General features: G+C 41.7%; 18 protein-coding genes. 9 read left to right on the top strand and 9 right to left on the bottom strand.

The window, feature by feature from the left end; genetic code table 11:
• Positions 1-60: 60 nt before the first annotated feature.
• The 6 genes from ACEN82_RS12970 to ACEN82_RS12995 form a co-directional block, all read right to left on the bottom strand.
• Entirely contained in the window at positions 61-2,484 is a 2,424-nt protein-coding gene (locus ACEN82_RS12970) for an ABC transporter permease (RefSeq protein WP_413317309.1), read from the bottom strand.
• A 76-nt stretch (positions 2,485-2,560) separates the two neighbouring features.
• Positions 2,561-4,981: an ABC transporter permease gene (locus tag ACEN82_RS12975; protein WP_413317311.1), complete on the bottom strand. Its 2,421-nt coding sequence runs from the start codon at positions 4,979-4,981 to the stop codon at positions 2,561-2,563.
• 100 nt (positions 4,982-5,081) lie between these two features.
• Entirely contained in the window at positions 5,082-7,472 is a 2,391-nt protein-coding gene (locus ACEN82_RS12980) for an ABC transporter permease (RefSeq protein ID WP_413317313.1), read from the bottom strand.
• 250 nt (positions 7,473-7,722) lie between these two features.
• Entirely contained in the window at positions 7,723-10,089 is a 2,367-nt protein-coding gene (locus ACEN82_RS12985) for an ABC transporter permease (protein ID WP_413317315.1), read from the bottom strand.
• Between the two features lie 464 nt (positions 10,090-10,553).
• On the bottom strand, positions 10,554-11,231 hold the full coding sequence (locus ACEN82_RS12990) for an ABC transporter ATP-binding protein (RefSeq protein ID WP_090525339.1): 678 nt from the start codon (positions 11,229-11,231) through the stop codon (positions 10,554-10,556).
• A gap of 132 nt (positions 11,232-11,363) precedes the next feature.
• A complete protein-coding gene (locus ACEN82_RS12995) occupies positions 11,364-12,620 on the bottom strand; it encodes an efflux RND transporter periplasmic adaptor subunit (protein ID WP_091163814.1) in 1,257 nt (418 codons plus the stop codon).
• Positions 12,621-13,131: 511 nt separating this feature from the next.
• Between ACEN82_RS12995 and ACEN82_RS13000 the strand changes: the two genes are divergently transcribed.
• The 3 genes from ACEN82_RS13000 to ACEN82_RS13010 all read left to right on the top strand — a co-directional run bounded on the left by ACEN82_RS13000 (position 13,132) and on the right by ACEN82_RS13010 (position 16,473).
• Entirely contained in the window at positions 13,132-14,490 is a 1,359-nt protein-coding gene (locus ACEN82_RS13000) for a sigma-54-dependent transcriptional regulator (protein ID WP_413317318.1), read from the top strand.
• Positions 14,480-15,826, top strand: a complete 1,347-nt coding sequence (locus ACEN82_RS13005; protein ID WP_090525332.1) for a sensor histidine kinase — start codon at positions 14,480-14,482, stop codon at positions 15,824-15,826. Before ACEN82_RS13000 ends, ACEN82_RS13005 begins: the two co-directional genes overlap by 11 nt.
• Before the next feature lie 110 nt (positions 15,827-15,936).
• A complete protein-coding gene (locus ACEN82_RS13010) occupies positions 15,937-16,473 on the top strand; it encodes an NADPH-dependent FMN reductase (protein WP_413317320.1) in 537 nt (178 codons plus the stop codon).
• Positions 16,474-16,589: 116 nt separating this feature from the next.
• On the opposite strand, the gene ACEN82_RS13015 is transcribed toward ACEN82_RS13010, so the two are convergent.
• Positions 16,590-17,249: a YceH family protein gene (locus ACEN82_RS13015; protein ID WP_413317322.1), complete on the bottom strand. Its 660-nt coding sequence runs from the start codon at positions 17,247-17,249 to the stop codon at positions 16,590-16,592.
• 110 nt (positions 17,250-17,359) lie between these two features.
• Here ACEN82_RS13015 and ACEN82_RS13020 point away from each other — a divergent pair, with 110 nt between their 5' ends.
• The gene (locus tag ACEN82_RS13020) at positions 17,360-18,169 is read left to right on the top strand and encodes an MBL fold metallo-hydrolase (protein ID WP_413317324.1); all 810 of its coding nucleotides are present in this window, start codon (positions 17,360-17,362) and stop codon (positions 18,167-18,169) included.
• Here ACEN82_RS13020 and ACEN82_RS13025 read toward each other — a convergent pair whose 3' ends face one another.
• A complete protein-coding gene (locus tag ACEN82_RS13025) occupies positions 18,170-18,952 on the bottom strand; it encodes a M90 family metallopeptidase (RefSeq protein WP_413317326.1) in 783 nt (260 codons plus the stop codon).
• A gap of 18 nt (positions 18,953-18,970) precedes the next feature.
• Positions 18,971-19,675 carry a DUF92 domain-containing protein gene (locus ACEN82_RS13030; protein WP_413317328.1) on the bottom strand — a complete coding sequence of 235 codons (705 nt, stop codon included), beginning with the start codon at positions 19,673-19,675 and terminating at the stop codon, positions 18,971-18,973.
• Positions 19,676-19,735: 60 nt separating this feature from the next.
• Here ACEN82_RS13030 and ACEN82_RS13035 point away from each other — a divergent pair, with 60 nt between their 5' ends.
• The 5 genes from ACEN82_RS13035 (at position 19,736) to ACEN82_RS13055 (ending at position 25,613) form a co-directional block, all read left to right on the top strand.
• Positions 19,736-20,425 (top strand): class I SAM-dependent methyltransferase, encoded by a 690-nt coding sequence (locus tag ACEN82_RS13035; protein ID WP_413317330.1) that lies wholly within the window; start codon positions 19,736-19,738, stop codon positions 20,423-20,425.
• Between the two features lie 76 nt (positions 20,426-20,501).
• Entirely contained in the window at positions 20,502-21,062 is a 561-nt protein-coding gene (locus ACEN82_RS13040; RefSeq protein WP_413317332.1) for a pirin family protein, read from the top strand.
• Between the two features lie 19 nt (positions 21,063-21,081).
• Positions 21,082-21,354, top strand: a complete 273-nt coding sequence (locus tag ACEN82_RS13045; RefSeq protein WP_413317334.1) for a pirin-like C-terminal cupin domain-containing protein — start codon at positions 21,082-21,084, stop codon at positions 21,352-21,354.
• A 96-nt stretch (positions 21,355-21,450) separates the two neighbouring features.
• A complete protein-coding gene (locus ACEN82_RS13050) occupies positions 21,451-22,425 on the top strand; it encodes a YeiH family protein (protein WP_413317336.1) in 975 nt (324 codons plus the stop codon).
• Between the two features lie 266 nt (positions 22,426-22,691).
• Positions 22,692-25,613: a ligand-binding sensor domain-containing protein gene (locus tag ACEN82_RS13055; RefSeq protein WP_413317338.1), complete on the top strand. Its 2,922-nt coding sequence runs from the start codon at positions 22,692-22,694 to the stop codon at positions 25,611-25,613.
• Positions 25,614-25,638 lie beyond the last annotated feature (25 nt).

Raw genomic sequence — 25,638 nt, forward strand, 5'->3', positions numbered from 1 at the left:
GCCACTTTTGTCATTTTCTTTTTTGACCTAATAAGGCGAAGCTAAATGACCTAATGACAATTATTCATTTTTCAAACTCCTAACCGGGTTGGCCAGTGCCGCCTTGATAGATTGAAAGCTGATGGTTACAAAAGCGATCAACACGGCCAAAACCGCAGCCAATACTACCACCCACCATTGTATGTTTTGCCTGTACGCAAAGCCCTGCAACCATTGCTGCATGGCGACCCAGGCAACCGGAATGGCTATTACTATTGCTATCATTACCAGTTTGATAAAATCTTTTGACAGCATACCTACTATAGCGCCTACATTAGCGCCAAGTACTTTACGGATGCCTATCTCCTTAGTGCGCTGTTCGGCCGCATATGCAGCAAGGCCAAACAAACCTAAACAGGCTATCACAATTGTTAAACTTGTAAATATGATGAATATGGTGCCCATCCGCTGTTCCGCACGGTACGATGAATCAAAATCATCATCCATAAACGAATATTCAAACTCCTTACCCGGCTTTATGGATTTCCATTTGTCGCTGATCATTGCCATAAGTGCAGTGATATTAGCGGTATTTACTTTTACACTTAAGGCGCCGGTATCCTGTCCGTACATCAATATCACCGGGCTTACATTATTGCGTAGCGAAGCGAAATTAAAATCTTTAATAACACCTACTATATGATATTCTTTAAACGTTTTGGCCATATTGTCCATAGGCAAAAACATGGATTTGTTAAGCGGGTCACGTACGCCCATCAGTTTCGCCGCTGTTTCATTAATGATCATAGCCGCCGAATCGGTAGGCATCTGGTTTGAGAAATTACGGCCTTTGGTTAGTTTTATGCCGAGGGTTGGCAGGTAGTTGTCGTCAACTACCCAGGTTTGTGCAAGCACTGCTTTTTTGGGGTCGAGCCCGCGTTCCTGGAAAACGCTGCTGCTGTTCCGGTAGTCAGAAGTTGGCAAAAAGCCTGTCATGGTTACACCTATTACGCCGGGCAACTGCTTTACTTCATCTCTTAACACTTTGCTCTTGTCGCCAAGGTCATACACACCGTGAATCACCAATACCTGGCTGCGATTATAACCAAGGTCTCTATTCTGAATATATTTAAGCTGATTATAGATCACCAGCGTACCAATGATGAGCACTATCGATATAAAAAACTGGAATACAACTAACGAGCTCCTTAACATACCGCCCTTAAAGCCAGAGGAAAGCTTTCCTTTTAAAACATCAATTGGTTGAAATGCGGAAAGAAAAAATGCAGGATACGAACCGGCCATGAAGCCTATCACCAAAACTATAACCAGCAAAGCGGGAATCAGCCAAACCAATGACCCCATATTAAGCTCCATGGTTTTACCCGCAATATTATTGAATACCGGCAGCAGAAAATATGCCATCAGCATAGCTATCACCGTAGCAATAAATGTTACTATGATAGATTCGGACAGGAACTGGGCAATGAGCGACCGACGCCTTGAACCAAGCACCTTGCGTACCCCTACCTCCCGGGCACGGTTTGCAGAACGGGCGGTTGAAAGGTTCATGAAGTTTACACAGGCTATCAGTAAAATAAAAATTGCCACCGCGCCAAAAATGTACACATACTGGATATTCCCGTTATGGTCGAGCTCCGACACGAGGTTTGATTTAAGGTGGATATCCGTCAATGGCATAAGGCTCAATTGGTATTTGTTGCCGGAACCTTCAAACGAATCAAAAGTAAGATGTAAGATACTCTGCAATTGCGGACCCGCATATTTGTGCATCAATGCAGGAAACTTTGCTTCAAATTTTTTGGCATCCACACCAGGTTTTAGCAGCACATAGGTGTTGAAATTATTGCTAAACCATGCCCCATCTTTGCTTTCGGCATTTGATGCCATCGACAGGAAAAAATCATAACGAAAATGCGATTGCCTGGGCAGATCTTTAATTACACCGGTAACCTTATAAAGCAGCTTTTCATCAAACGTAAAGGTTTTGCCCACTACCTGCGTGTTGTTAAAATAACGTTTGGCCGTACTTTCAGTGATAACCACGGTATTCGGTTCAACCAGCGCCTTTTTGGGGTCGCCGGCTATCATAGGCAGAGTGAATACATCAAACAATGTCGAATCTGCAAGTACCATTCTGTTTTCGTGAATGGTTTGGTTACCTTTTTTCACGTTATAACCGCCGCGTTGCAACAAACGGCAGGCACGTTCAACCTCGGGATAATCGTTTTGAAATACAGCCCCCAGCGGTGCCGGAGACGATGCATAGCTTTGATCGATACCGCCAAATTTAATCTGCATATTGGCGCGATAGATCCTGTCGGCCTTAACATTGAACTTGTCATAACTTAGCTCATCAACCACATAAAATATAATGAGTAAACATGTGGCCAGCCCAAGGGACAAACCAAATACATTAATTGCGGTGAAACCCACATTTTTTTTCAATGTGCGAAATGCGGTTTTAAGGTAATTTCTAAACATGGTTCATTCGTTCAATTGTTCGTTAGTTCATTGGTATCCTCCTGTTACATAACTGCTAACTGCCACTACAAACTGCCTACTCATTTTTAAGGCTGTTAACCGGGTTTGCCAATGCTGCTTTTATAGATTGGAAACTTACTGTTACAATAGCTATTAACATGGCGCCTGCACCTGCCAGCACCAGCACCCACCATTGTATACTGATGCGGTAAGCGAAATCCTGCAGCCATTTGTTCATTAAATACCAGGCTAAAGGGGTTGTAATGGCTATGGAGATCAATACCAGCTTTATAAAATCTTTGGATAAGGTATTCACTATGGCGGATACACTTGCACCGAGTACTTTACGGATCCCGATTTCTTTGGTACGTTGCTCGGCGGCATACGCAGCTAAGCCAAATAGGCCAAGGCAGGCAATGGAGATGGCTAATACGGTAAATATGATAGATATGGTGCCGGTACGCTGCTCGGCCCGATAGTTAGCGTCAAAGTCCTGATCCATAAAAGAGTAGCTAAACTGGCTTTGGGTCATGCCCTGCCATTTGCTTTTTATCTGATCGACGAGAGCCGGTAAATTAGTTGTATTTACCCTGATACTCAGATTTCCACTGTCTTCGTCCATTAAAAAAATCATCGGACTGATATTTTCTCTCAGCGAATTGAAATTAAAATCCTTAACCACGCCAATGATGTGATAAGCTTTTACATGATCACGATTGCCATCCATATTGCGGTACAGGATTTTATTAACGGGATTAGTAAAGCCTAAAAACTTGGCCGCTGTTTCGTTTATCACTAATCCGGTGGAATCCGTTGGCATGCCTGCGGAAAAATCGCGCCCGGCTGAGATCTTCATACCCAGGGTATTGATGTAATCTGCGTCTACCCGCCAGCTTTGTGGAAACAAAGCAGTTTTTTGATCGGCCGCCGCTTCTTTGTAAAAAATGGACGTTCCCCTGTTTTTACCGGTTGGTAAATAACCCGTCAATGTAGCGTTAACCACGCCTTGTAATTGCTTCACCTCATTTTTAAAGGTTTTGGCATGGCTGCCCAACTCAAACGCATTATTAATAATAAGCACCTGGTTACGGTTATAACCCAGGTTTTTGGTTTGAATATAATTGAGCTGATTATAAATAACAATGGTGCCAATGATGAGGAATATTGAAATAGAAAACTGGAAGACAACCAGTACACTCCTGAGCCAGCTGCCTTTGAAACCACCGGCCAGTTTACCGCTAAGCACATTAATTGGCTGAAATGCAGAAAGGAAAAAAGCAGGATATGATCCGGCAGCAAAACCTACCACCAGTACAATTAATAGTAAGGCCGGCAACAACCAGGTTAAGGTTTGCGAACCTACAACCAATTCTTTTCCGGACACTTGATTAAATAGCGGCAATAAAAGTAAAACGGCAAAAAAAGCGATAACCGCTGATGCCAGGGTCACCAATACCGATTCTGTTAAAAACTGGGCTATTAAATATTTACGCGGGGAACCTAAAACTTTACGTACTCCTACCTCTCTTGCCCTGTTGGCCGAACGTGCTGTTGACAGGTTCATAAAGTTGATGCCTGCTATAAGTAATATAAATATGGCAATGGCCGAAAATATATAAACATACTGCACCGAACTGTTGCTGCTTAACTCGCCGGTACGGTTTGAGTGTAAATGGATATCGGTTAACGGAGTTAGGTTAAGCCTGAAATAACTGCCGCTTTTTTCAAAATCGGCAATGTTGACGTGTAAGGCCGTTTGCATTTGCCCTTCGCTGTATTTTTTTAGGAGGGCAGTTAATTTCTTCTCAAATAACTTGTAATCTGTGCCCGGTTTCAACACCACGTAAGTATTATAATCACTTCTCAACCATTCAGAAGATTTGCTATCAGGCCAGCTTATCATCGACATGAAAAAATCAAAATGAAAGTGCGATTGCTTCGGTAAATCCCTGATCACCCCTGTAACCTTTAATAGCTGATTGTTATCGATGGCAAGTGTTCTTCCTACAACATTGGTACTGTTAAAGTACTTTTTAGCTGTAGCTTCAGTTATTACTACTGTATTTGGCTCTTTCAAAGCCGTAGCCGGGTTACCATTAATCATGGGCAACGTAAACACATTAAACACCGATGGGTCGGCAAAAACGGTACCGTACTCAAGGATGCTTTCATTACCTTTTTTAACATGAAACCCTCCCGCTGCTTTAAGCCGGGTTGCTTCTTCCACCTCAGGGAGATCCGTTTTTAAAGCCTGAGCCAACGGCGGCATTGCAACGGCATAAAGTACATTATTATTACCAAATTTAAGGTCTTCATTAACGCGGTACGTGCGATTGGCTTTGTCGTTAAAACGATCATAGCTCAGTTCATCAGCTACATATAGCACGATCATAAGGCAGGTAGCCAGGCCAAGGGCCAGCCCCAATATATTTATCACCGTAAACCCCACGTTTTTACGCAGGGTACGGGAAGCTGTTTTTAAGTAATTTTTAAACATAAAGCCCTCCTAACCTCCCCAAGGGGAGGAATTTTAATTAATTATTTTATATCATAGTCCACACTTTAAGCCCTCTCCTTTGGAGAGGGTTGTGTGAGGTTTATTCGTTTTTTAAACTTTTAGCAGGGTTAACATTTGCCGCCCTTACCGATTGTATGCTCACCGTTACAAAGGCAATAATTACTGCAAGAACACCTGCTATAGCGAAGATCCACCAGTTAATATCAACGCGGTATGCGAAACTTTGTAGCCATTTGCTCATGCCATACCAGGCCAGCGGCGATGCTATTAGCGTGGCTATCAGCACCAGCTTCATTAAATCTTTTGACAACAGGGTAACTATAGAGGTTACACTTGCGCCCAAAACTTTCCTGATGCCAATTTCCTTTATCCTTTGCTCGGCAGTAAAAGTTACCAGGCCAAATAAGCCAAGGCAAGCTATACTGATAGCCAGTATGGTAAAAATGAGCAGGATGTTGCCCTGTTTTTGTTCGGATTGGTATTGTTTAGCAAAATTCTGATTGAGGAAATGAAACTCAACTTTGTTTTCGATATCAAAACGGCTGTAAACTTTGCTGATATAGTCGAGCGTGGCTGAAATATTATTCCTGCCAATTCGGATATACATATTATCCTCATCATTGGCTGTAAAAGGCAGGTACGACATCATTGGTGCAACCTTGTGCTGTAACGAATAAGTGTTAAAATCTTTAACTACACCAATTATTTTCCGGCTGATCACATTACCCTTATCATCTACTCCAACCCTCACAGAGCGGCCGATGGCATCCTTCCAGCCCATTTCGTTAACCAACGTTTGGTTTACAATAATGGATTCAAGCCGGTCGGTACTCATCTCTGCTGAAAAATTTCGGCCCTTGGCCAGCTTCACCTGTAAGGTTGGTATAAAATCCTCATCAATTATAAGGTTCTCCACCATTTTTGATTCAGAATTGGCCTTTCCGTCAGCGCCGATATTGAAATTGCTCGAACCGATATCATTGTTACCTATAGGATTGCCTGCAATACCCACGGCCTCAACAGCCGGATTTTGCAAAAGCTGACTTTTAATAGCGGCAATCTTTGTCCGTGCCGATTTATCGCTAATATGAAAGGTAAGCGTTTGGGCTTTATTAAAGCCGAGGTCCTTATTCATCACATAACGTAGTTGCCTGTAAATGATGCATGAACCGGCTATCATAACAATGGTAATAACAAACTGAAATATTACCAATGATTTCCTGAACATAATGGTAGCAGCCTGACTGCCCATTTGTCCTTTCATAGCAGCAATAGTGCGGAAGCCCGATAAGAACAATGCGGGATATAAACCGCTTAAAATACCGGTGACAAACGCAAACAGACTGAATAAGATAAGCGTTTTGCTAAATCCAAACTGCATAAGTACAAGGCTTTTACCGGAGAGAAGGTTAAAATAAGGCAATAAAAATTGCACCATCACTGATGCTATCAGGGCAGCGATAACGGTGAATAAAACTGATTCGGCAAAAAACATTATGATCAGCTGTTTTTTGCTGGAGCCAATTACCTTACGCACACCTATCTCCCTAATCCTTATGGATGAACGTGCTGTTGTAAGATTTACATAATTAATAACTGCGATAGCCAGTATCAGTAGTGCTACAATGCCAAATACATATACATAGGTTATGTTGCCGTTGCTGCCCAACTCGTAATCAAGATTAGAGTTAAGGTGAATTGATGTAAGCGGCTGCAGTTCCATACGGAACTGCATAGCTCCAAGCGCTCCTTTTAAATACTTATTAAAGAATGTATCAGAGCCAGCCTGAATTTTTTTAAAATCATCATGGTTTTTCAGCAACACATAAGTGTAGATATGCGAATTAGCCCAACCATCAGTATATCCATCAGGCAATGAGCGAAGGGCGCTGAAAGTAAAATGCGAATTTGCAGTTATATCATCAATTACACCGGTAACTGTGCTTGGGTTATTTTCGATGAGCACAGTTTTATCGAGTGCATCCGCAGCGTTACCGAATATTTTTTCGGATAGGGTTTTAGTAAGTACAATGCTTTGTGGCTTGGTTAAAGCAGTATTGGGATCGCCGGATAAAAAGTGATGGGTAAAAAGATTAAAGAAGCCTTTATCTGTAAACAACATCGCACCCTCGTTAATCTGCTTTTCGCCATAAGTGATTTTACCGCCACCTTCAGCATCAATGCGGATAGCGTCTTCTATCTCGGCATAATCATTTTTTAACGCGGGGGCATATGGAGGCGAAGTAACTGCAAGATTAAATTTGCCGCCGTTCCATGTGCCGTGCTGTACAACACGAAAAATACGATCAGCTTTAAGGTTATAGCGGTCGTAACTCCATTCATCAACCACATAAAGGCTAATAAGCCAAAAAGCAGCAATACCCGTAGCTAAGCCAAAAATATTGATAAACGAAAAAACCTTGTGTTTGATAAGGTTTCTCCAGGCTATTTTGATGTAATTACGTAACATGGCAAATGGTTTATACCACTAAAATATTAAAACCCATACCAATTACACAATTAATTAAATATCAATCAATTAACAAAATACAATCAATATAAAACCGTTCGGTAATGGAACACTTACAGTGCGAATGTGAACGTTTGTTTAAGTCAGAAGTCTAAAGTAGAGAATCAAAGTTATTCTTTACTTTAGACTTTATATATTAAGTCATTATTCAGCATTCAATGGCTTAATGACTCAGTGACCCAATGCAGATTTATTCATTTTTTAGGCTCTTAACCGGATTGCTCAACGCCGCTTTGATAGCCTGCCAGCTTACCGTAAGCAGGCAAACTACCATACTAATCCCTATAGTGACAATAAATACCCAGGCGTTTATATCTGTACGGTACGTATAATGCTGTAACCATTTGCTCATGTTGTACCAGCTCAGAGCCGAACCAATAATAAATGAAATAACCACGAGTATTAAAAACTCTTTCGACAGGTTGAACCACAAACTACTGATGCTTGCGCCTAATACTTTACGGATACTGATCTCTTTTTTACGCTGCTCGGCCGAGAACGAAGCTAAGCCAAACAAGCCGAGACAGGATATAATAATGGCCAACACAGTAAACGAACTCGACAACGTACCAAGCAGCTTTTCATTCTCAAATTTGCCGCTGAAGTTTTCGTCAACAAACTTGTATTCAAAAGGATATTCGGGGTTATATTTTTTGTAAATGTCGCCAATTGTAGCAAGGCTTTTTGATACAGGAGCATTCGGATTTAAACGAATACCAAGCTGACCTGCCCAACCTTTATCAAAACCAATAATGGCAGGCTTGACAGGCTCATATGGCGATCCCCAAACAAAATCTTTAACAATACCAACCACGGTACAATTACGGCCCTGCCATTTCACTATCTGCCCAAGCGGATCTTTTAACCGCATCAGTTTAACGGCCGATTCGTTCATAATGAGCGACAGTGAATCGGCCATGCGACCTGGTATATAATCGCGCCCTTTTATCAATTCAAGCTTATAAGTTGAAATAAAATGAAAAGAAGTAACAATCTGGTCAATAGGTATTTTATCCTCGCCAGGTAGCTGTCCGGGCCAGTTAATACCCCAACTGCTGCTGCCGTTACTGGCTATACTGCCCGATGTCTCTGCAGCATCAACAGCGGCTCCTGCATTAATTATATCCGTTCTGAAGTTTTCGTACTCTTTATATAAATTTCCATCTAATGAGATTTCGATAAGTCCATTTTGTGAATAACCTACCGGGCGGTCTTTAATGTAGTTGATCTGTTTATAAATCAGGATACTTGAAAGTATAAGACATGTAGCAAATACAAATTGCACAATAACCAATACCTGTCTTGAGTGCAGCGTTTTTCTACCAGTTTTGTTAGTGCCCTTTAAAACTTTTACCGGTTTAAACGACGATAAAAACAAAGCCGGGTAACTACCTGCCAATAAACCTGTTATCAGCGTTACTAATATAGCGGCACCCCATGCCCACGCATTTCTATAAGGAATTGTTAGTTGCTTATGTATGATTTCGTTAAAATAACCAAGCGTTGATGCTATTATTACCAGTGCAACAACAAGCGAAATTATAGCGGTTAGGATTGATTCGCCTAAAAACTGCTGAACAATGGCTATTCTCCGTGCACCCACAACTTTACGGATCCCAACTTCACGGGAGCGGCGCTCAGACCGCGCAGTAGAAAGGTTCATAAAGTTGATACACGCAATAAGCAAAATACCTATTGCCAGAAAAAGGAATAAACGCACGTATTCGATTGCGCCACCTGTATTCACTCCATTTTTGAACTCGCTGTGCAAGTGCCATTTGGCAAATGGAAACAAGAACAACTGATTTTCTTTATTATGATCGTCATAGCGACCAATTAACTTTTTGATTTCCAGATTAAGCTTATCTACATTAACACCAGGCTTAAGCATAACATAAGTTTTAAACGAATAGTTACCCCAACCCGATGTTTTCACCCAACCATTATCAGCTTCATAAAGTTTCCATGGAATTAGTGCATTAAACCTGAACGTAGAATTCCGGGGCAGATCTTTGTAAACAGCACTCACTTTTACCAGCCGCGAACCATTTAACTTAACAGTTTTACCTATAGGATCGACATCGCCAAAAACGGCCTTTACTGCCGATTCGGACATGATAACTGACGACATATCCCTAAAAGCATCTTTTTTGTTACCCTTCACAAAATCAAGTGTAAACATGTTCAGAAATGACTCGTCGGCGGCAATTGTATTAACTTTTAACGGTTTGTTGTTGTAATTAAACAGTTGATCATATGACCAGTTTGCACGGGCTGCATACTCAACCTCCGGATAGTCTTTTTGCAGCGCGGCAGCAATCTGCACGGGCGTGGCATCCCCCGTGTTTATTTCGCCATTTGAAGGCTGGTTACGCATTACCTTATACAGCCTATCCTTATTTTCATGAAATCCGTCATAAGTAAATTCATTATAAACATATAACAGCAACATAAAGCTCACTGCCATGCCTACACCCAAACCTCCAATGTTAATGGCCGAATAAAGTTTGTTTTTAATCAAACTCCGCCATGCGATTTTTAAATAGTTCTTAAACATATGTTTTTATTTCATTAGTCATTGACCATTAAGTCATTACCAGTCGCCTGCGCAATTAGTGATTCAAAATAACTTAATGGAGAGCAACTGATGACTTAATGATAATTATTCAGATCGTAAACTCTTAACAGGGTTAGTCAAAGCTGCTTTAATGGCCTGAAAACTGATATAACAAAGCTATAATAACGGTAAGGCCGGTGATACTTAAGGCGCTAAAGCTTGGCGTTAACTAAATTTTGCTATGTGGTTTTCGGGTAGTTTTTAAACATAGGAATAGCTCTGAATAAAAAAATTCTCTAACATGCCCTTCTCTACAAATGCAGAGAAGGGCAGCAGAGGCAATTATTAACTTATCTATAAACTGATTTCGGGGGGCGTTGGTCTAAGTCAAAATCGTCAGTTTTAAACCGGAAGTTCTTTCTTACCAAGAGAGCTATAAAACCATCAGCTATGAACTCAACAAACTACACCATGATATTTTCCATAACCGTTTGTCCGTCAAGCAGGCGTATAATGCGGTGACTGTAACGGGCGTCATGTTCAGAGTGGGTAACCATGATAATGGTAGTTCCCTGTTCGTTCAGGTCGGTAAGCAGTTCCATCACATCGTTACCATTGCTGCTGTCCAGGTTACCGGTAGGCTCATCCGCAAGGATCAGTTTGGGTTTATTAACAACTGCACGGGCAATAGCCACGCGCTGTTGCTGACCACCTGATAACTGCTGCGGATAGTGGTTGCGACGGTGCATGATCTGCATTTTGTCTAACACCTCTTCCACCCTTTTAACACGCTCTGAAGCAGCCACTCCTGTGTAAATCAACGGCAATTCAACGTTTTCAAACACAGTAAGTTCATCAATGAGGTTAAAGCTCTGGAACACGAAACCGATGTTGTGTTTACGCAGATCGGCGCGTTTACGCTCATTAAAATGCGCTACTTCAATTTCATTAAAAACATAGCTGCCGGCATCCGGGTCATCAAGCATTCCTAAAATATTAAGCAGGGTTGATTTACCGCAGCCCGATGGGCCCATAATGGCTACAAACTCACCTGTAGCCACTTCCATAGATAGCTTGTTTAATGCGATGGTTTCTACCTCTTCGGTACGGTAGAATTTCTCAAGATTAGAAATTTTTATCATTGGTGCCTCCGTTATTCATCCCGCCTTTATGGCGATATGATTTTATTTTTTGTTTATTTTAATTTATTAATTAGCTCTGTTATATATTATATATGACGCTTAAACAGTGCCAGGCGTTGCAACCGGCTCACATTATTTTTTTAGCACAAGCTCCTGAATATCACCATAGGTTTCATAACTTGAAGTAATAACCTTATCGCCCGGATTTAAGCCTTCTGTTACCACGAAGTAATCAGGGCTCTGGCGTCCAAGCTGGATGTTTACCCTGTATGCTTTTGAACCATCTTCACTTACCTTAAAGATCCAATTGCCGCCTGTTTGCTGGAAGAAACCACCTTTAGGCACCAATACCGCCTGCATCTGATCACTCAGCGCCAACCTCACCTGCAGGGTTTGGCCTTTACGGATCCCTGTAGGTACTTTACCAACAAATTGCATATCCACCTGGAAACTACCTGTTGTTTTAACCTGGGTATATACCTTTTTTATGACCAGATTATATGTTTGATCGGCAAACTGAAAATCGCCTTTCAGGCCGGTGTAAATACGTGACAGGTAATGCTCATCGATATCAACCCTAACCTTAAAGCCCGATTGTACGTCTATCTGCCCCAAATGCTCGCCCTTATTTTTGCTCTGACCTACTTCGGCATCCATTGAGGTTAACTGACCATCGGTAGGCGCCACCAATACTAAACCGGCCACTTTTTTTCGCATCAGTTCAAGCGTAGTTTTCATGTGGGCGTATTGTTCCTGTGATTGTGAAGCCTGTTGCTTAACCAACGCTGTATCCTGCCTAAGAATCTGTTTAGCCAATTTGTAACGATTTACCTGATAATCATAAGTATTTTTAGCTGATTGATATTCCTGCAGGCCGATGGCTTTCTGATCATATAAATGTTTGTCCAACTTGTAAATCCTTTCAGCCTCTTTATATGCATTCTCTACATCGGCCATAGTATTTAGCTTGCTGATGGTGTTTTGCTGTGCATTGTTATGGGAGATCTGCATTTGGGTTTGCTCGGCATAAACCGCGGTTTCCTGATTAGCTAAAGTAAGCTCAAGATCGGTATTAGACATTCTCAAAATCCGATCGCCTTTTTTAAGGTTAGCTCCGTCTTCAACGTATTTTTCTTCAACAACACCGCCTTCAGATGCATCAAGAAATATGGTAGTTAGCGGCATAACCACGCCGTTAACCGGTATAAACTCCTGGAAAGGACCTTTAGTAATAGTACTTATAGTTAAGCGTTCAGTATCAACATCAAGCTTGCTTTTACCCGATGTAAGATAAATACTGCCGCCTATTAGTAAAATAATGCCTGTAATACCTGCAATGGTAAGTATCTTTTTGCTGTTCCAGGTCTTTTTCTCAATTTTTCTGTCCACTGTATTTCTATAATATTTTGAATGTTATAACAAAAAGATATGCCACAAATTAAGATACTGTTTTTCAATAACTTAAACACAAAACACCATATTTGAGCGTACGCTTCTGTTACATCAGGTGTACGGTATTGATACAATGTTTTTTTACGTATTAATGGCCTGTTATATGCATATACAGGTTAGCACTTCATTGTGAACTGTTTATATCATATACTGCATAAAATGCGGGTATTTAGCACAAAAATTGTAACTTGTGGTATCATTAGCGAGTCTTTAATTTATTGTTCATAGTTGAATGGTTTTAGCGTATAGTTCATAGTTGATGGCAACAATGCTAAAAGTTTATTTAGGCAGCTTCGGTAAAGAGATACAATTTAATTTAAATTTATAACTTTTATTAAATTGACATCGTCAATAAATAAGATGCTATTTTTATTTTGAACTTAAATGATCATGTGTCATCGTTTTGAAGGCCATGAACAATTATCTATGAACTATTAACTAAAAATAAATGATACTAAAAAAAGCCACCGTTTTAATTGTTGATGACGATCCGGACGTACTTACCGCGGTTAAACTTTTGCTAAAACCCGAAGCCCGTGAAATCATCACCGAAAAGAACCCCGAAAACCTGAACTGGCTGCTGCAACGTAACGAGGTTGATCTGATTTTGCTTGACATGAACTTCAACAGCGCAATTAACACAGGCAATGAGGGGCTTTACTGGCTGCGCAAGGTAAAAGAGTGGAAGCCTGACGTTTGTGTTATTATGATAACGGCTTATGGTGATATTGACCTGGCTGTCCGTTCGCTTAAAGAAGGAGCAAATGACTTTGTGGTAAAGCCATGGCACAACGAAAAACTCATAAATACAATAAAAGATCTTTTGGATAAAAAAGAAGGTGGAACAAAAACCACCAAAACCCCTGTAAAAAGCACCGCGGGAGACACTTCTATCCTTGGTGAATCGGACGTGATGCAGGATATTTTTTATAAGGTGAACAAGATAGCCCCTACCGATGCCAATATCCTGATCCTTGGAGAGAACGGTACCGGTAAAGATCTTATGGCAAAGGCTATCCACGAACGTTCGCTCCGCGCTGATAAACCTTTTATTAAAGTAGATGTTGGCGCGTTAACAGATACCCTGTTTGAAAGTGAGCTCTTCGGCCACAAGAAAGGCGCCTTTACCGATGCCCGGGAAGATCGTATGGGGCGTTTTGAAGAAGCCCAGGGCGGTACTTTATTTTTAGATGAAATTGGCAACATCAGTTTGCAGCAACAAGCCAAACTGCTTACCATTTTGCAAAACCGCCAGGTAACCCGTTTGGGCACCAACAAACCTGTTGATGTGGATATCAGGCTCATTTGCGCTACCAATGTGCCTTTGAGCGAACTGGCAAACGAAAACAAGTTCCGTAAGGATTTGATCTATCGTATCAATACTGTCGAGATCAATATGCCACCGCTGCGCCGCCGTAATGAGGATATTGTAATATTGGCTCGCCATTTTGCGAAATTGTATGCGAGTAAATATCTTAAGCCATCAATGGACTTTGATACGGCAGCTATGAACAAGCTTAAATCATACAATTTTCCGGGCAATGTTCGTGAATTACAATATACTATTGAGCGTGCAGTGATTATGGCCGACGACAATACCTTAAGGCCCGACGACCTGATCTTTTCAATACTGGAAACATCAACAGAGAGCGTGGTTGATGCCGACAATATTCCGTTAAGCGCCCTTGAAAAGAACGCTATATTAAGGGTTATTGAAAAACACAATGGCAACATTACCCGCGCAGCCAAAGAACTTGGCCTCACCCGCACCGCCTTATACCGAAGACTAAGTAAATATGATATTTAACCGTTACGAGTGGCGGCTTTTGCTGCGTGTATTTTTATTGCTGATTGTACTTACCGTCACGGCTTTTGTCATAGTAAGCCTTAATCAGCTGTTGTATCTCGTGATCCTGTTGCCGCTGGTTGCCTACTCGGTGGTGGATATGATCCGTTTTCAGAAAAAAGCACAGGACGAAGTAAATCAATTTGTAGAGTCGATCCATTACCGTGATTTTTCCCGCCATTTTGATGTACGCAAGGCACCCAATGAGCTTAAGCCCCTGCGTAAAGGCTTTAACGATATCAATACCACATTCAAACTGATAAGCCGCGAACGTGAAACACAATATCATTACCTGCAAAAGATCCTTGAGCTGGTTGATACCGGCATTTTATCTTACGAAGAAGAAACCGGCGAAACCGGCTGGATCAATGAAGCTTTTAAAACCATTATAGGTGTACCTTATCTTAAGACTGTACACTCGCTCGAAAAACGAGAGCCATCATTATATGCCGAACTGATAAAACTTAAGCCGGGCGATAGTAAGATTATCACTGTTACCCGTAACCAGCAACAGGTTAAAATACTGGTGAACGCCAGCCTGATGCGCAGCGATGATAAACTATACAAACTCATCGCTTTTCAAAACGTAAACGAAGCTTTGGATGAAACGGAGTCGAAAGCGTGGTCGAAATTGCTTAATGTAATGACGCATGAGATCATGAACTCCGTAGCTCCTATTTCCTCACTGGCGGATACGCTCAAGAACCGCCTGCAAAGCCCTGATATTGCCGAAAGCCTGCCTCATAGCGATTTGGAAGATATTGAGCTCGGTATCGATACCATCAAGCGCCGCAGCGAAGGCCTGCTTAAGTTTACCGAAAGCTACCGCAGCCTCAATAAGATCACCAAACTTGATCTGAACAAGATCATGGTGCGTAATATCTTTGAAAACCTCAACAGCTTGATGACGCCTACACTGGAGAAAAAGAAGATAGAACTGGAGATCATCCTGCGCGATCCGACACTTGCCATTGAAGCCGATATTAACCTCATCGAACAGGTGATGATCAATTTGCTGGTCAACGCTATTGAAGCTGTAAAAGACCGCGAAACACCGCGCATAACGCTTACAGCTGAGATTCAGGGTGGAAAAACCTTTGTAAAAGTTATCGATAACGGATTAGGCATGCCACCCGAACTGCTCGACAAAATCTTTATCCCTTTCTTCAGTACCCGTAAAACAGGCAGCGGTATTGGCCTAAGCCTGTGTAAACAGATCATGCTGTTGCACAAGGGCAATATCCAGGTACAATCAACCGAAGGTAAAGGTTCGGCGTTTATTTTGTCATTCGTATAACCCCCCAGCCCCCTGAAGGGGGAGCTTTTGATTAGCATCCTTTATATGACATTCCGAAAACTTACGAAGTTTCCAAAACTTCGTAAGTTTGGTTTAATAACGTCTGCTTCATGAATTATAAAGGTAATATCCTCGCCATTTCCGGCAGTTTAAGGTCGGGATCATCTAATCATAAAATTCTTCAATTTTTAAGCGGATTGGTTCCAACTGATATAAGCTTTTTTGTGTACGGCAAACTGGCAGATATCCCGCCATTTGATCCGGGATTGGATCATGAACATCCACCAGAAGCAATTGCAGAATTGCGAGAATTAATTAAAAATGCATCAGGCATTATCATTTGTACACCTGAGTATGCATTTGGAGTTCCCGGTCAGCTTAAAAATATGTTGGATTGGATGGTTTCGAGCGGTTCGTTGGTTGATAAACCTGTAGCTTTAGTTACCGCGTCATCAGTTGGCAGTCATGCGCATGAGGCATTGCTCCTGACACTTGGGGCGCTTTCGGCAAAAGTAACTGAAGGAGCAACTTTGCTTATTCCTTTTATCAGGAGCAAAATAGACGCAGATGGAAATATTACCGATCAGGAAACTGAAAGGGCTTTGCGGGAGGTGATGAATGTGTTTTTAACGGAGATTCCGTCGTGAAAAAAGCAGCACGTCATGCTGAATTTATTTCAGCACCACACAGGACAGGTAGACGCCTAGATTAGCAGGCGGCTTAGCAAATGAGGTGTTGAAACAAGTTCCATAGACCATAATTTTCACTCCACTCCCAATTCCCTCATCAACCTGCCCACGGTTTCTTTCAATTCGGCAATTTCCTGTTCGGCTTTTGTTAAACGGGCCTCCATTACTGATGAAGATGGGCGACTACTTGGCTCATCTGCAAAATCATCATCGTTAATTTCGGGTGTTCCGCTTAATAGATGGGCATATCTAACTTCTTTTTGGCCGGGGCGCTTAGGTAGTTGTAAAATGTAAGGCATTTCACCTGCGGCCAGTTTATCCAGGATCTCCTGTACATCTTCTATCGAATCAAATTCGTACATGCGACCGCTGTTGGTATTCAATTCACCTGGCGTTTGAGGCCCACGAAGGATCAAAAGGCAAATCAAAGCTACTTCCGAAGGTATTACCGGGAAAACTATGGCGAAATTATGCTTGTATTTAATATTACGAATAGAACCACCGGTAGCGGTAGAGATCAAACCGCGCCTTTTCAAGGAATTTAGGGCATTGACAACCGTATCATCATCATAATTAACAACAGGTTTGCGCGATGTTTTCTGGTTACAGGCGGCCACCAATCCGTTAAGGGTCATAGGATAATAATCGGGCGTGGTTTTGGCCTTTTCCATTAAAGTACCAAGCACACGTAGTTCTTCTGCATCAAGTACGGGTAAAGTTTGCGGTGAATCCATGGCTAAATATAAGCAGGTTTTTATAGCGTCAAAAAAAAATGCTGATTTTCTGAATGCTAAAATCATTAGGATTAAAATAATAACACCAAAATAGTTTACTTTGCATTGCAATGTCTTTATTCATTACATCATTAAATTCGGGAAGTAATGGCAATTGCTATTACGTAGGGAACGATCAGGAGGCTATATTGGTTGATGTGGGTATTTCATGTCGCGAGACTGAAAAACGCATGACCCGGCTGGGCTTGTCCATGCAAAAGGTAAAAGCCATTTTTGTATCGCATGAACATTCTGATCATATTCGTGGTATACCGGTGTTAGCCAAAAAATATCAGCTGCCGGTTTACATCACCCCCGGCACGTTGATGCACCTTAGCGGTGTTGATCATTTTAAAGTCCATCACCTTACCGCATTTCAAACAATTGTTATTGGTGACCTCGAAGTAACATCCTTCCCCAAAATGCATGATGCGTCTGAGCCGCATAGCTTTATTGTAAGCTGTCGCAATGTTAAGGTTGGCGTGTTTACCGATCTGGGAATAGTGTGCGACCAACTCATCCGCTACTTTAGCCAGTGCCACGCCGCTTTTTTGGAAGCCAATTACGATGATGACATGCTGGATAAAGGCGGTTACCCTTATTATTTAAAACAACGCATCCGCGGGGGAAAAGGACATTTATCAAACAAGCAGGCCCTGGGGTTATTTACAACACACCGCCCACCGCACATGACCCACTTGCTGCTTTCACACCTATCTAAAAATAACAACGACCCTAAACTGGTGAAAGATTTGTTTACCAATTGTGCCGATGGTATCAATATCATCGTAGCTTCGAGGCACGAGGAAACGCCGGTTTATTATATCAGCAATACGGTTGTTCAGCATGAGCCGTTAGGGCAGCTTGGCCTGGGCTTTTGATCAGGCAACATCATTATCAGCCAGATCCTGCAAGAAGATGGTACTTAGCATATCATACAGTTCGGGGTGTTTATGTTTCAACTCATGTGGCTTTTGGAAAAAGTACTCGGAAACAACGGCTAAAAACTCGGCTTCATTGGTTATTGCATATGGATTAATATCGGAACGACCGGCTTCAATTTTGTGAATTTCCTGGTGGATCATTTTAAGCCATGGCATCACATATTCTTGCGCCAGCAGATTTTCGGGTACACCATCTGTAGCCCCATCAGATTTATCAAGCAGGTGTACAAACTCATGAATAGCCGTGTTCTCTTTCCCTGCCGATTTACTGAAACCTTTGGTTAAAGCAGCTCTCGACAGGATCATCTGCCCGTTCATATAACCTGAACCTACCATTCCTAAAATGCTCCTGTTTTCTCCTTCAAACTGAAACTCGCTGTCGAAAGTATCCGGGTAAAGGATCACATTGGTGAGGTTACGGTATTTCCAATCGTTAAAGCCAAATATCGGGATCACGGCACTGGCAGCTATCATTACTTTATCAGCATCGCTTACCGTTGTACCAACACCCTCGATAGTAATATCCGCTAAAAGTCTGGCAACCTTTCTTTCAAACAACAGTTTTCGATCAGCATCAAGGTGCTGATAATATGGAATGTGCAATTCTAAAAGCGCTTTATAATTCAATGTGGCAGCAGGCGTTTCATTTACCACTTTCTTTTTATTGAGGAAAACGAACACCACCAACGCAACAACGATCAATATCAGGATAGGAACCATTTTTATTTACAGATTAAATTATAAAACAAAGTACAACAACATAAACAAAGCGGCTATCAGGGTATTTAAGAAATTAACGGTATTGTTGTTGATCAGATTTTTTCTTTCCAACACGGCCCCTAAAACGGAATCTGTTAGATTACCGAGTGTACCTGCAACAATAATCCAGATGAGATTTGTTGTCCAACCCATTCCTATGGCATAAACAACAGCAATGATAACCGAGCCAATTACGCCAATTAAAGTACCCTCTAAGCTGATCACTCCATCAAGCCCGCGCAAATCCGGCTTTAGGGTTATAATATTGAAGAAACGTTTTCCGTAAACCGTCCCTAACTCTGATGACAGTGTATCGGCTGTTGCCGAAGCGAAGATGGCGGCAATCATCAATCGTAAAACTTGAGTTTGGGCCGGAAAAACGAGGATCAAAATTCCGCATAAGGCAGCCGTACCGGCATTCGCTAAAACCTGCCCGGCTGTTCTCCCTCCTTTTTGATCTGCGTTTAAATCCTTCTTTGTTTTGCTTTGTACCGAGGTAGCTGCCGAACCTAAAATAAAAAAGGTAGTCATCATGGCTAAACCTGTGAAGCCGGCACCGGCAAATACCAGGATGGCAACTGCGGCACCGGTTAATGCTGCTATAACAGTTAGCTTACGGGCCGATATACTGTATGCTACACCAGCTACTAAAATAAGTGCCAGCAAACCATAACTTAACCACATAGTCGATCAAAGGGATTAATGTAGCGCTAAATTAAACTTTCAATTCATACTTTTGGGCACATGAAAGACATACTGGGCCAGGCCATACATGATCATTATCATAAATCAGCTAATCACAAGCTCTGGATCAATAATCAATATGGCCCAAAAGAAGAAATGCCAATTGACGTTTATTTCAGGGATGAGGATGATATGCCCGATATTGAATGGCTGGCTATGAACGAATGCCGAGGAACAATATTAGACATCGGTGCCGGTGCGGGCAGCCACGCATTAGTACTGCAGGAACGCGGTTTTGATTGCGTTGCGCTGGATATATCACCATTGGCATGTGAAGTAATGAAAGAGCGCGGCGTAAACAATGTGGTCAAAGGTGACATTTTTGCTTACGATGAGCAAAAATACGATACCCTGCTCCTGCTCATGAACGGGATTGGCCTCACCGGGACACTTGAAAACCTGAAGGTATTTTTACAACACATTAAACTGCTGCTCAATCCAGGTGGGCAAATCTTATTTGATTCGTCAGATATCACTTATTTATATGAAGATGGCCTGCCGGAAAAAGGTTATTACGGTGAGCTACTTTATCAATATGAATACAATCGCCAAAAAACTGACTGGTTCCATTGGTTATATGTTGATGAAAAAACACTTGAGCCCATCGTTGCAGAAGCAGGATTTGATATGGAGGTGTTATTGGAGGATGAATTTAAGCAGTATCTGGTGCGGTTAACATTGAGCAAGTAAAACAACAGTAATTTTCTTGTTGGCAGGCTGTATTATGTGCTGAATAAACTATTTTTATTCCGATAACATCATCCTAATGAAAAAAGTCATCACTCATATTCTCGCCGGTCGCGAAAAGAAAATTACTGCCGAAGAAACCGTTCGTCAACCGTTGCCCCATAAAGATTTTAGGTTTGCAAACCCGTTCATTGTATTACATCACATGGGGCCGGAGATAATAACGCCCGGTCAAACCTTGCGCATCCATCCACACCCGCATCGAGGCTTTAGCCCTTACACTATTATGCTGCAAGGCGAAGGTTACCATAAAGACAATGCGGGTAACGATGAGATCATCAAAGCCGGCGATGTACAATGGATGTTTGCAGGCAAAGGTATTATGCACAGCGAGGGCCCCACTGCCGAATTACTGCAGAAAGGTGGCGTTCAGGAACTTATTCACTTTGGATCAATGCGCCTAAAAGTAAAAAGTGGGATGAGCCTTTTTACCAGTCGGCCAGTGCCAACCAGTTACCCAAAGTACTCATTGGCGAAGGCCTCGATTTTAACCTTGCCAGCGGAGATTATGAAGGCAAAACCGGACCAATTAAAAACTTCACCCCTGTTATTTCTGTCGTTGGTAAATAGCCGAAGGTAAAGAGGTAAATTTCAAAGCAATGCACAGCTACTGGACATTACTTTATATTATAAAAGGCAGCGTTAATATAAATGAGCAAGCTATCGGTCAACACAATCTCATTGTGTTTGAAAAAGATAATGAAGAGATCATAGTGACAGCTACCGAAGATTCGCAGGTATTATTTCTCTCAGCAGAACCTATTGACGAACCCGTATCAGCTAAGGATAATTTTGTAATGAACACGCCCGAAGAAATTGAGCAGGCATTATCCGATTATCAAAACGGTGTGTTCGGCACATTAAACTATTAACAGACCGTAATAACTTTTGGTTATCACAGATTGCGCTTTATGATGAAAAACCGGCGGTAATTCTCCACACCTTTGTATCATTAAAACAAAGGAAAAATGAACACCCAACATCAACTAAACAATACCGGTGGCCTTTTATTAAACATCAATGAAAACGCCCGCAAGGTTATATTCGCAATTTGCATAGTGCTATGTTTAATGCCCTTCATGAGCCCGGCCGTTGCCTTATTATTAGGCTTAATAGTAGCGCAATGTTCCGGTCATCCCTATCTGCACCTTAATCATAGGGCAACCCATATTTTATTACAGGTTTCAGTGGTAGGCTTAGGCTTTGGCATGAATGTGCACAGCGCATTGCAAGCCGGCAAAGAAGGTGTCCTGTTTACCATTGCTTCCATCACCGGAACACTGCTATTTGGCACGCTGATGGGCAGATGGTTGAGCATCGAAAAAAAGACTTCATTTTTGATCTCATCAGGAACTGCTATTTGTGGAGGAAGCGCAATTGCAGCCATATCACCGGTTATCAAAGCTGAAGAAAAGCAGATCTCTGTAGCCTTAGGTTGTGTATTTATCCTCAACTCTATAGCGTTATTTATTTTCCCGCTGATAGGTCATTATTTAAATTTATCACAAACTCAGTTTGGTTTATGGTGCGCGATTGCCATACATGATACCAGCTCAGTAGTGGGTGCAGCAAGTAAATATGGTGCTCATGCGTTGGAAGTAGCAACTACTGTCAAGCTGGCCCGGGCCCTGTGGATCATCCCGGTAGCATTTCTATCTACCATTCTGTTCAGGAACCGGTCGAAAAAAGTAAGCATCCCTTATTTTATCGGTTTGTTTATATTGGCAATGATTGCTAATACTTACGTGCCTGTTATAAAGTTTGTAAGCCCGTTTATAATCAACATAGCAAAGGCTGGTTTAACACTTACCTTATTTTTAATAGGTGCGGGCCTTTCACGCATGGTATTGGCATCGGTTGGGTTGAAACCACTTCTGCAGGGAGTAGCGCTTTGGATTGCGATATCAGGAGCAGCATTGTATGCAGTTATGCATTTAGCATAGGTCATGCTATTCTATGCTGCTGCAGATGGTTGACGGCTACATAATGGAGCATTGCTATTTTGGTTTTATAGATAGTTTATGCCTCTACAATACCACTACGCAATCTATTGCAGGTTTACCACATATGCGTTTTTTTCGCTTAGCAATATTAGCGAACTACATACTATATGTAAAATGTTGATTAATTTACGGCTGTTAATTAGGCTCGCATTTGCTGGGCAATACTAATTATCAATGGGTTTTAAACCCTTGCCAGGAAATCGTTAATGAAAAAAAGCATTCTATTTGTTATTGTTCTGCGCATGTTGATCTACACATCTTCTGCTCAAACAACCATTGGGACACCCGCTATCAAAAGCTACACGCATAATGAATATAATGCAGGGAGCGAGATTTGGAATATTAAACAAGACAAGAATGGGATTCTTTATTTTGCCAATGATGAAGGCCTGCTGACATTCGACGGGAGTTATTGGAAAACATATCCGCTTCCTAACAAAAGCGCCATAAAATCTGTAGCTATTGATGCCTGGGGACGTATTTATGTTGGAGGCCAGGATGAAGTAGGCTATTTTTTTCCTAACAATGCAGGCATTCTCAAATTTCATTCGCTTAAACAACTCCTGCCCAAAAAAGCAAGGCAGTTTGCCGATATCTGGGATATTGCTATCCATAATAATGAGGTATTCTTCAGAACCATAGAGTGTATCTTTGAGCTGAAGAACAATACCATGCACACCTTTGATGCACCCGGGGGCTGGATGCTGCTAAACCGGGCCGGCGGTAAATTGTTTGCTTATGATAAAGCTATCGGACTGGTTATTTTTAAAGATTCGCACTGGCAAGCCTTCGTTCAACAACCCACAACGGCGCTGAGTGTCACCGGCATCACGGAGTTTAATAAAGATACCTTACTGCTAAGTACCCGCAAAAATGGCCTCTTTATCATTGCTGGCTCGTCGCTGGTTAAAAAAAACACGGCTATTGATGGAATCCTGCTTGCTGATCTTATAAACTTCATTCAAAAAATTGGCACCGACAGGTACGCCATCGGCACATCAGCAAAGGGGCTGATTATTATTGATGGTAAAGGCAAGCCAATAGACCAGTTCTCCAATAACCAGGGCTTACAAAACAATAATGTTCATGGTATATTGTTAGACAGAGATCGTAATTTATGGCTCGGACTGGAAAATGGGCTCGATTTTATCAGTTATAACACTTCAGTTAAAAACATTTATCCTAATCGCGAAAACCTGGTAAAAAGTAATTCGGTAAGCATTTTTAACAACAAGTTGTATATCGGAACATCAAACGGCTTATACACTGTATCGATAGGCGCGCAGCAAAAAGATATCAGCACGGCCACAGGTACTTTTACAGAAGTGCCAAACACTAAAGGACAGGTTTTAAGCCTAACGCAAATTAATGGGCATTTATTGGCCGGTCATCAGGATGGTGTTTTACAGGTAGACGATAACCAGGCTAAACTGATTACTCCCGGCCCGGGGGCGTGGATGATGAAAGCTTTCCGTGCTTCGCAGGATGTGATAGCGGGGACTTACACCGGCTTTCAGCTCTTAAAATACAATGGTGCCGGATTTAGCTTTGAAGGAAAAATAAATGGTATTTATGAATCATTAGGAAACCTCGCGGTAGATAAGAGTAATTTTGTGTGGGCAACGCACCCCTACAGGGGTATTTTTAAAGTGCAGCTATCCGCTGATAGAAAAAAGATAGTTAGTTATACGCAATATACCGAAAAAAGTGGTTTGCCATCGGCGCTGAATAATCGTGTATATTCTATTAAAAACAAAGTAATAGCTGCCACCGAAAAAGGTGTTTATGAGTATAATGCCACCGAAGGTGACTTTACCCGGTCTGTTTTTTACGAACCTATATTTGGCAAAGCAAAAATCGAGTTCCTTACAGAAGACGGTAAGGGCAATATATGGTTTATCAGCAACCAGCGGGTTGGCGTAATTGATTTTGGCAAAAGATCATCTAACGCATCTTATAAAGTGATCTATTTCCCTGAACTGGCCGGGCAAACGGTAAAGGGGGCAGAGTATATTTATCCGCACGATTTGGAGAACATCTTTATCGGCTCAAACAATGGTGTTTTCCATTTAAATTATCGCCAATACGTTTCATCGGAGAACAAACTCAATGTATTACTTACTACGGTAAAAGCCATAGCCGAAAAAGATAGCCTGATTTTCGGTGGATATTTTGTTAAAAACAACCGGATCGCATCAGCACAAAACACGCAACTTATTGCCTCGCTGTCCAATCACTGGAATTCTTTTCATTTTGAATATACCTCTACCCTGTTTGCACAAAAAAGCAACGAGGAGTTTAGCTATAAATTAATAGGCTTTGATAAAGATTGGTCGCAATGGTCGGCTAAAACAGAGAAGGATTACACCAACCTTCCTTATGGCAAATACATGTTTTCGGTAAAGGCCCGTAATAATTTGGGCACAGCATCTGCTCCTGTAAATTATACTTTTATTGTTGAGCCGGCCTGGTACCAAACTATTTGGGCCTACCTGGCTTATTTCCTGATCATTGCCTGTACTGTGTATATCGGCATAAAGGCGCAGCAAAAACGTTTCGCTTTGCATCAGCAACGCCATGAAGAGGAGCAAAAAAGGTTAAGCTACCTCCATAGTCTTGAACTTGACAGAAATGATAAAGAGATCATAGCTCTTAAAAACGAAAAACTTGAAGCCGAACTATCTTATAAAAATAAGGAGCTGGCTACCTTAACCATGCAAATGGTTGACAGGGGAAAACTATTGCTCAATATTAAGAACGAGCTGATGGTATTAATCAAAAAACTTAACATCCCTGATGCATCATACCAATTCAGGAGTGTGTTTAAATTATTGAGCGATACCGGGAAAAGTGATGATGACTGGGACAACTTTTCTATATATTTTGATCAGGTGCATAATAACTTTTTAGCCACCATGAAAGCCAAATTCCCCGGTTTAAGCTCGACCGATTTGAAGCTGTGCGCTTACCTGCGGTTAAACCTTTCATCAAAGGAGATAGCGCAGTTACTTAATATTTCGCTGAAAGGCGTGGAAATCAGCCGTTATCGGGTACGCAAAAAGCTGCAATTAAGTACCGAAACTAATCTATACGACTTTTTGATGGAGGTTACTAAACAATCCGGGTAAAATTGCTTCCAGATTTCACTACTTT

This window comes from Mucilaginibacter sp. Mucisp73, from assembly GCF_059491465.1.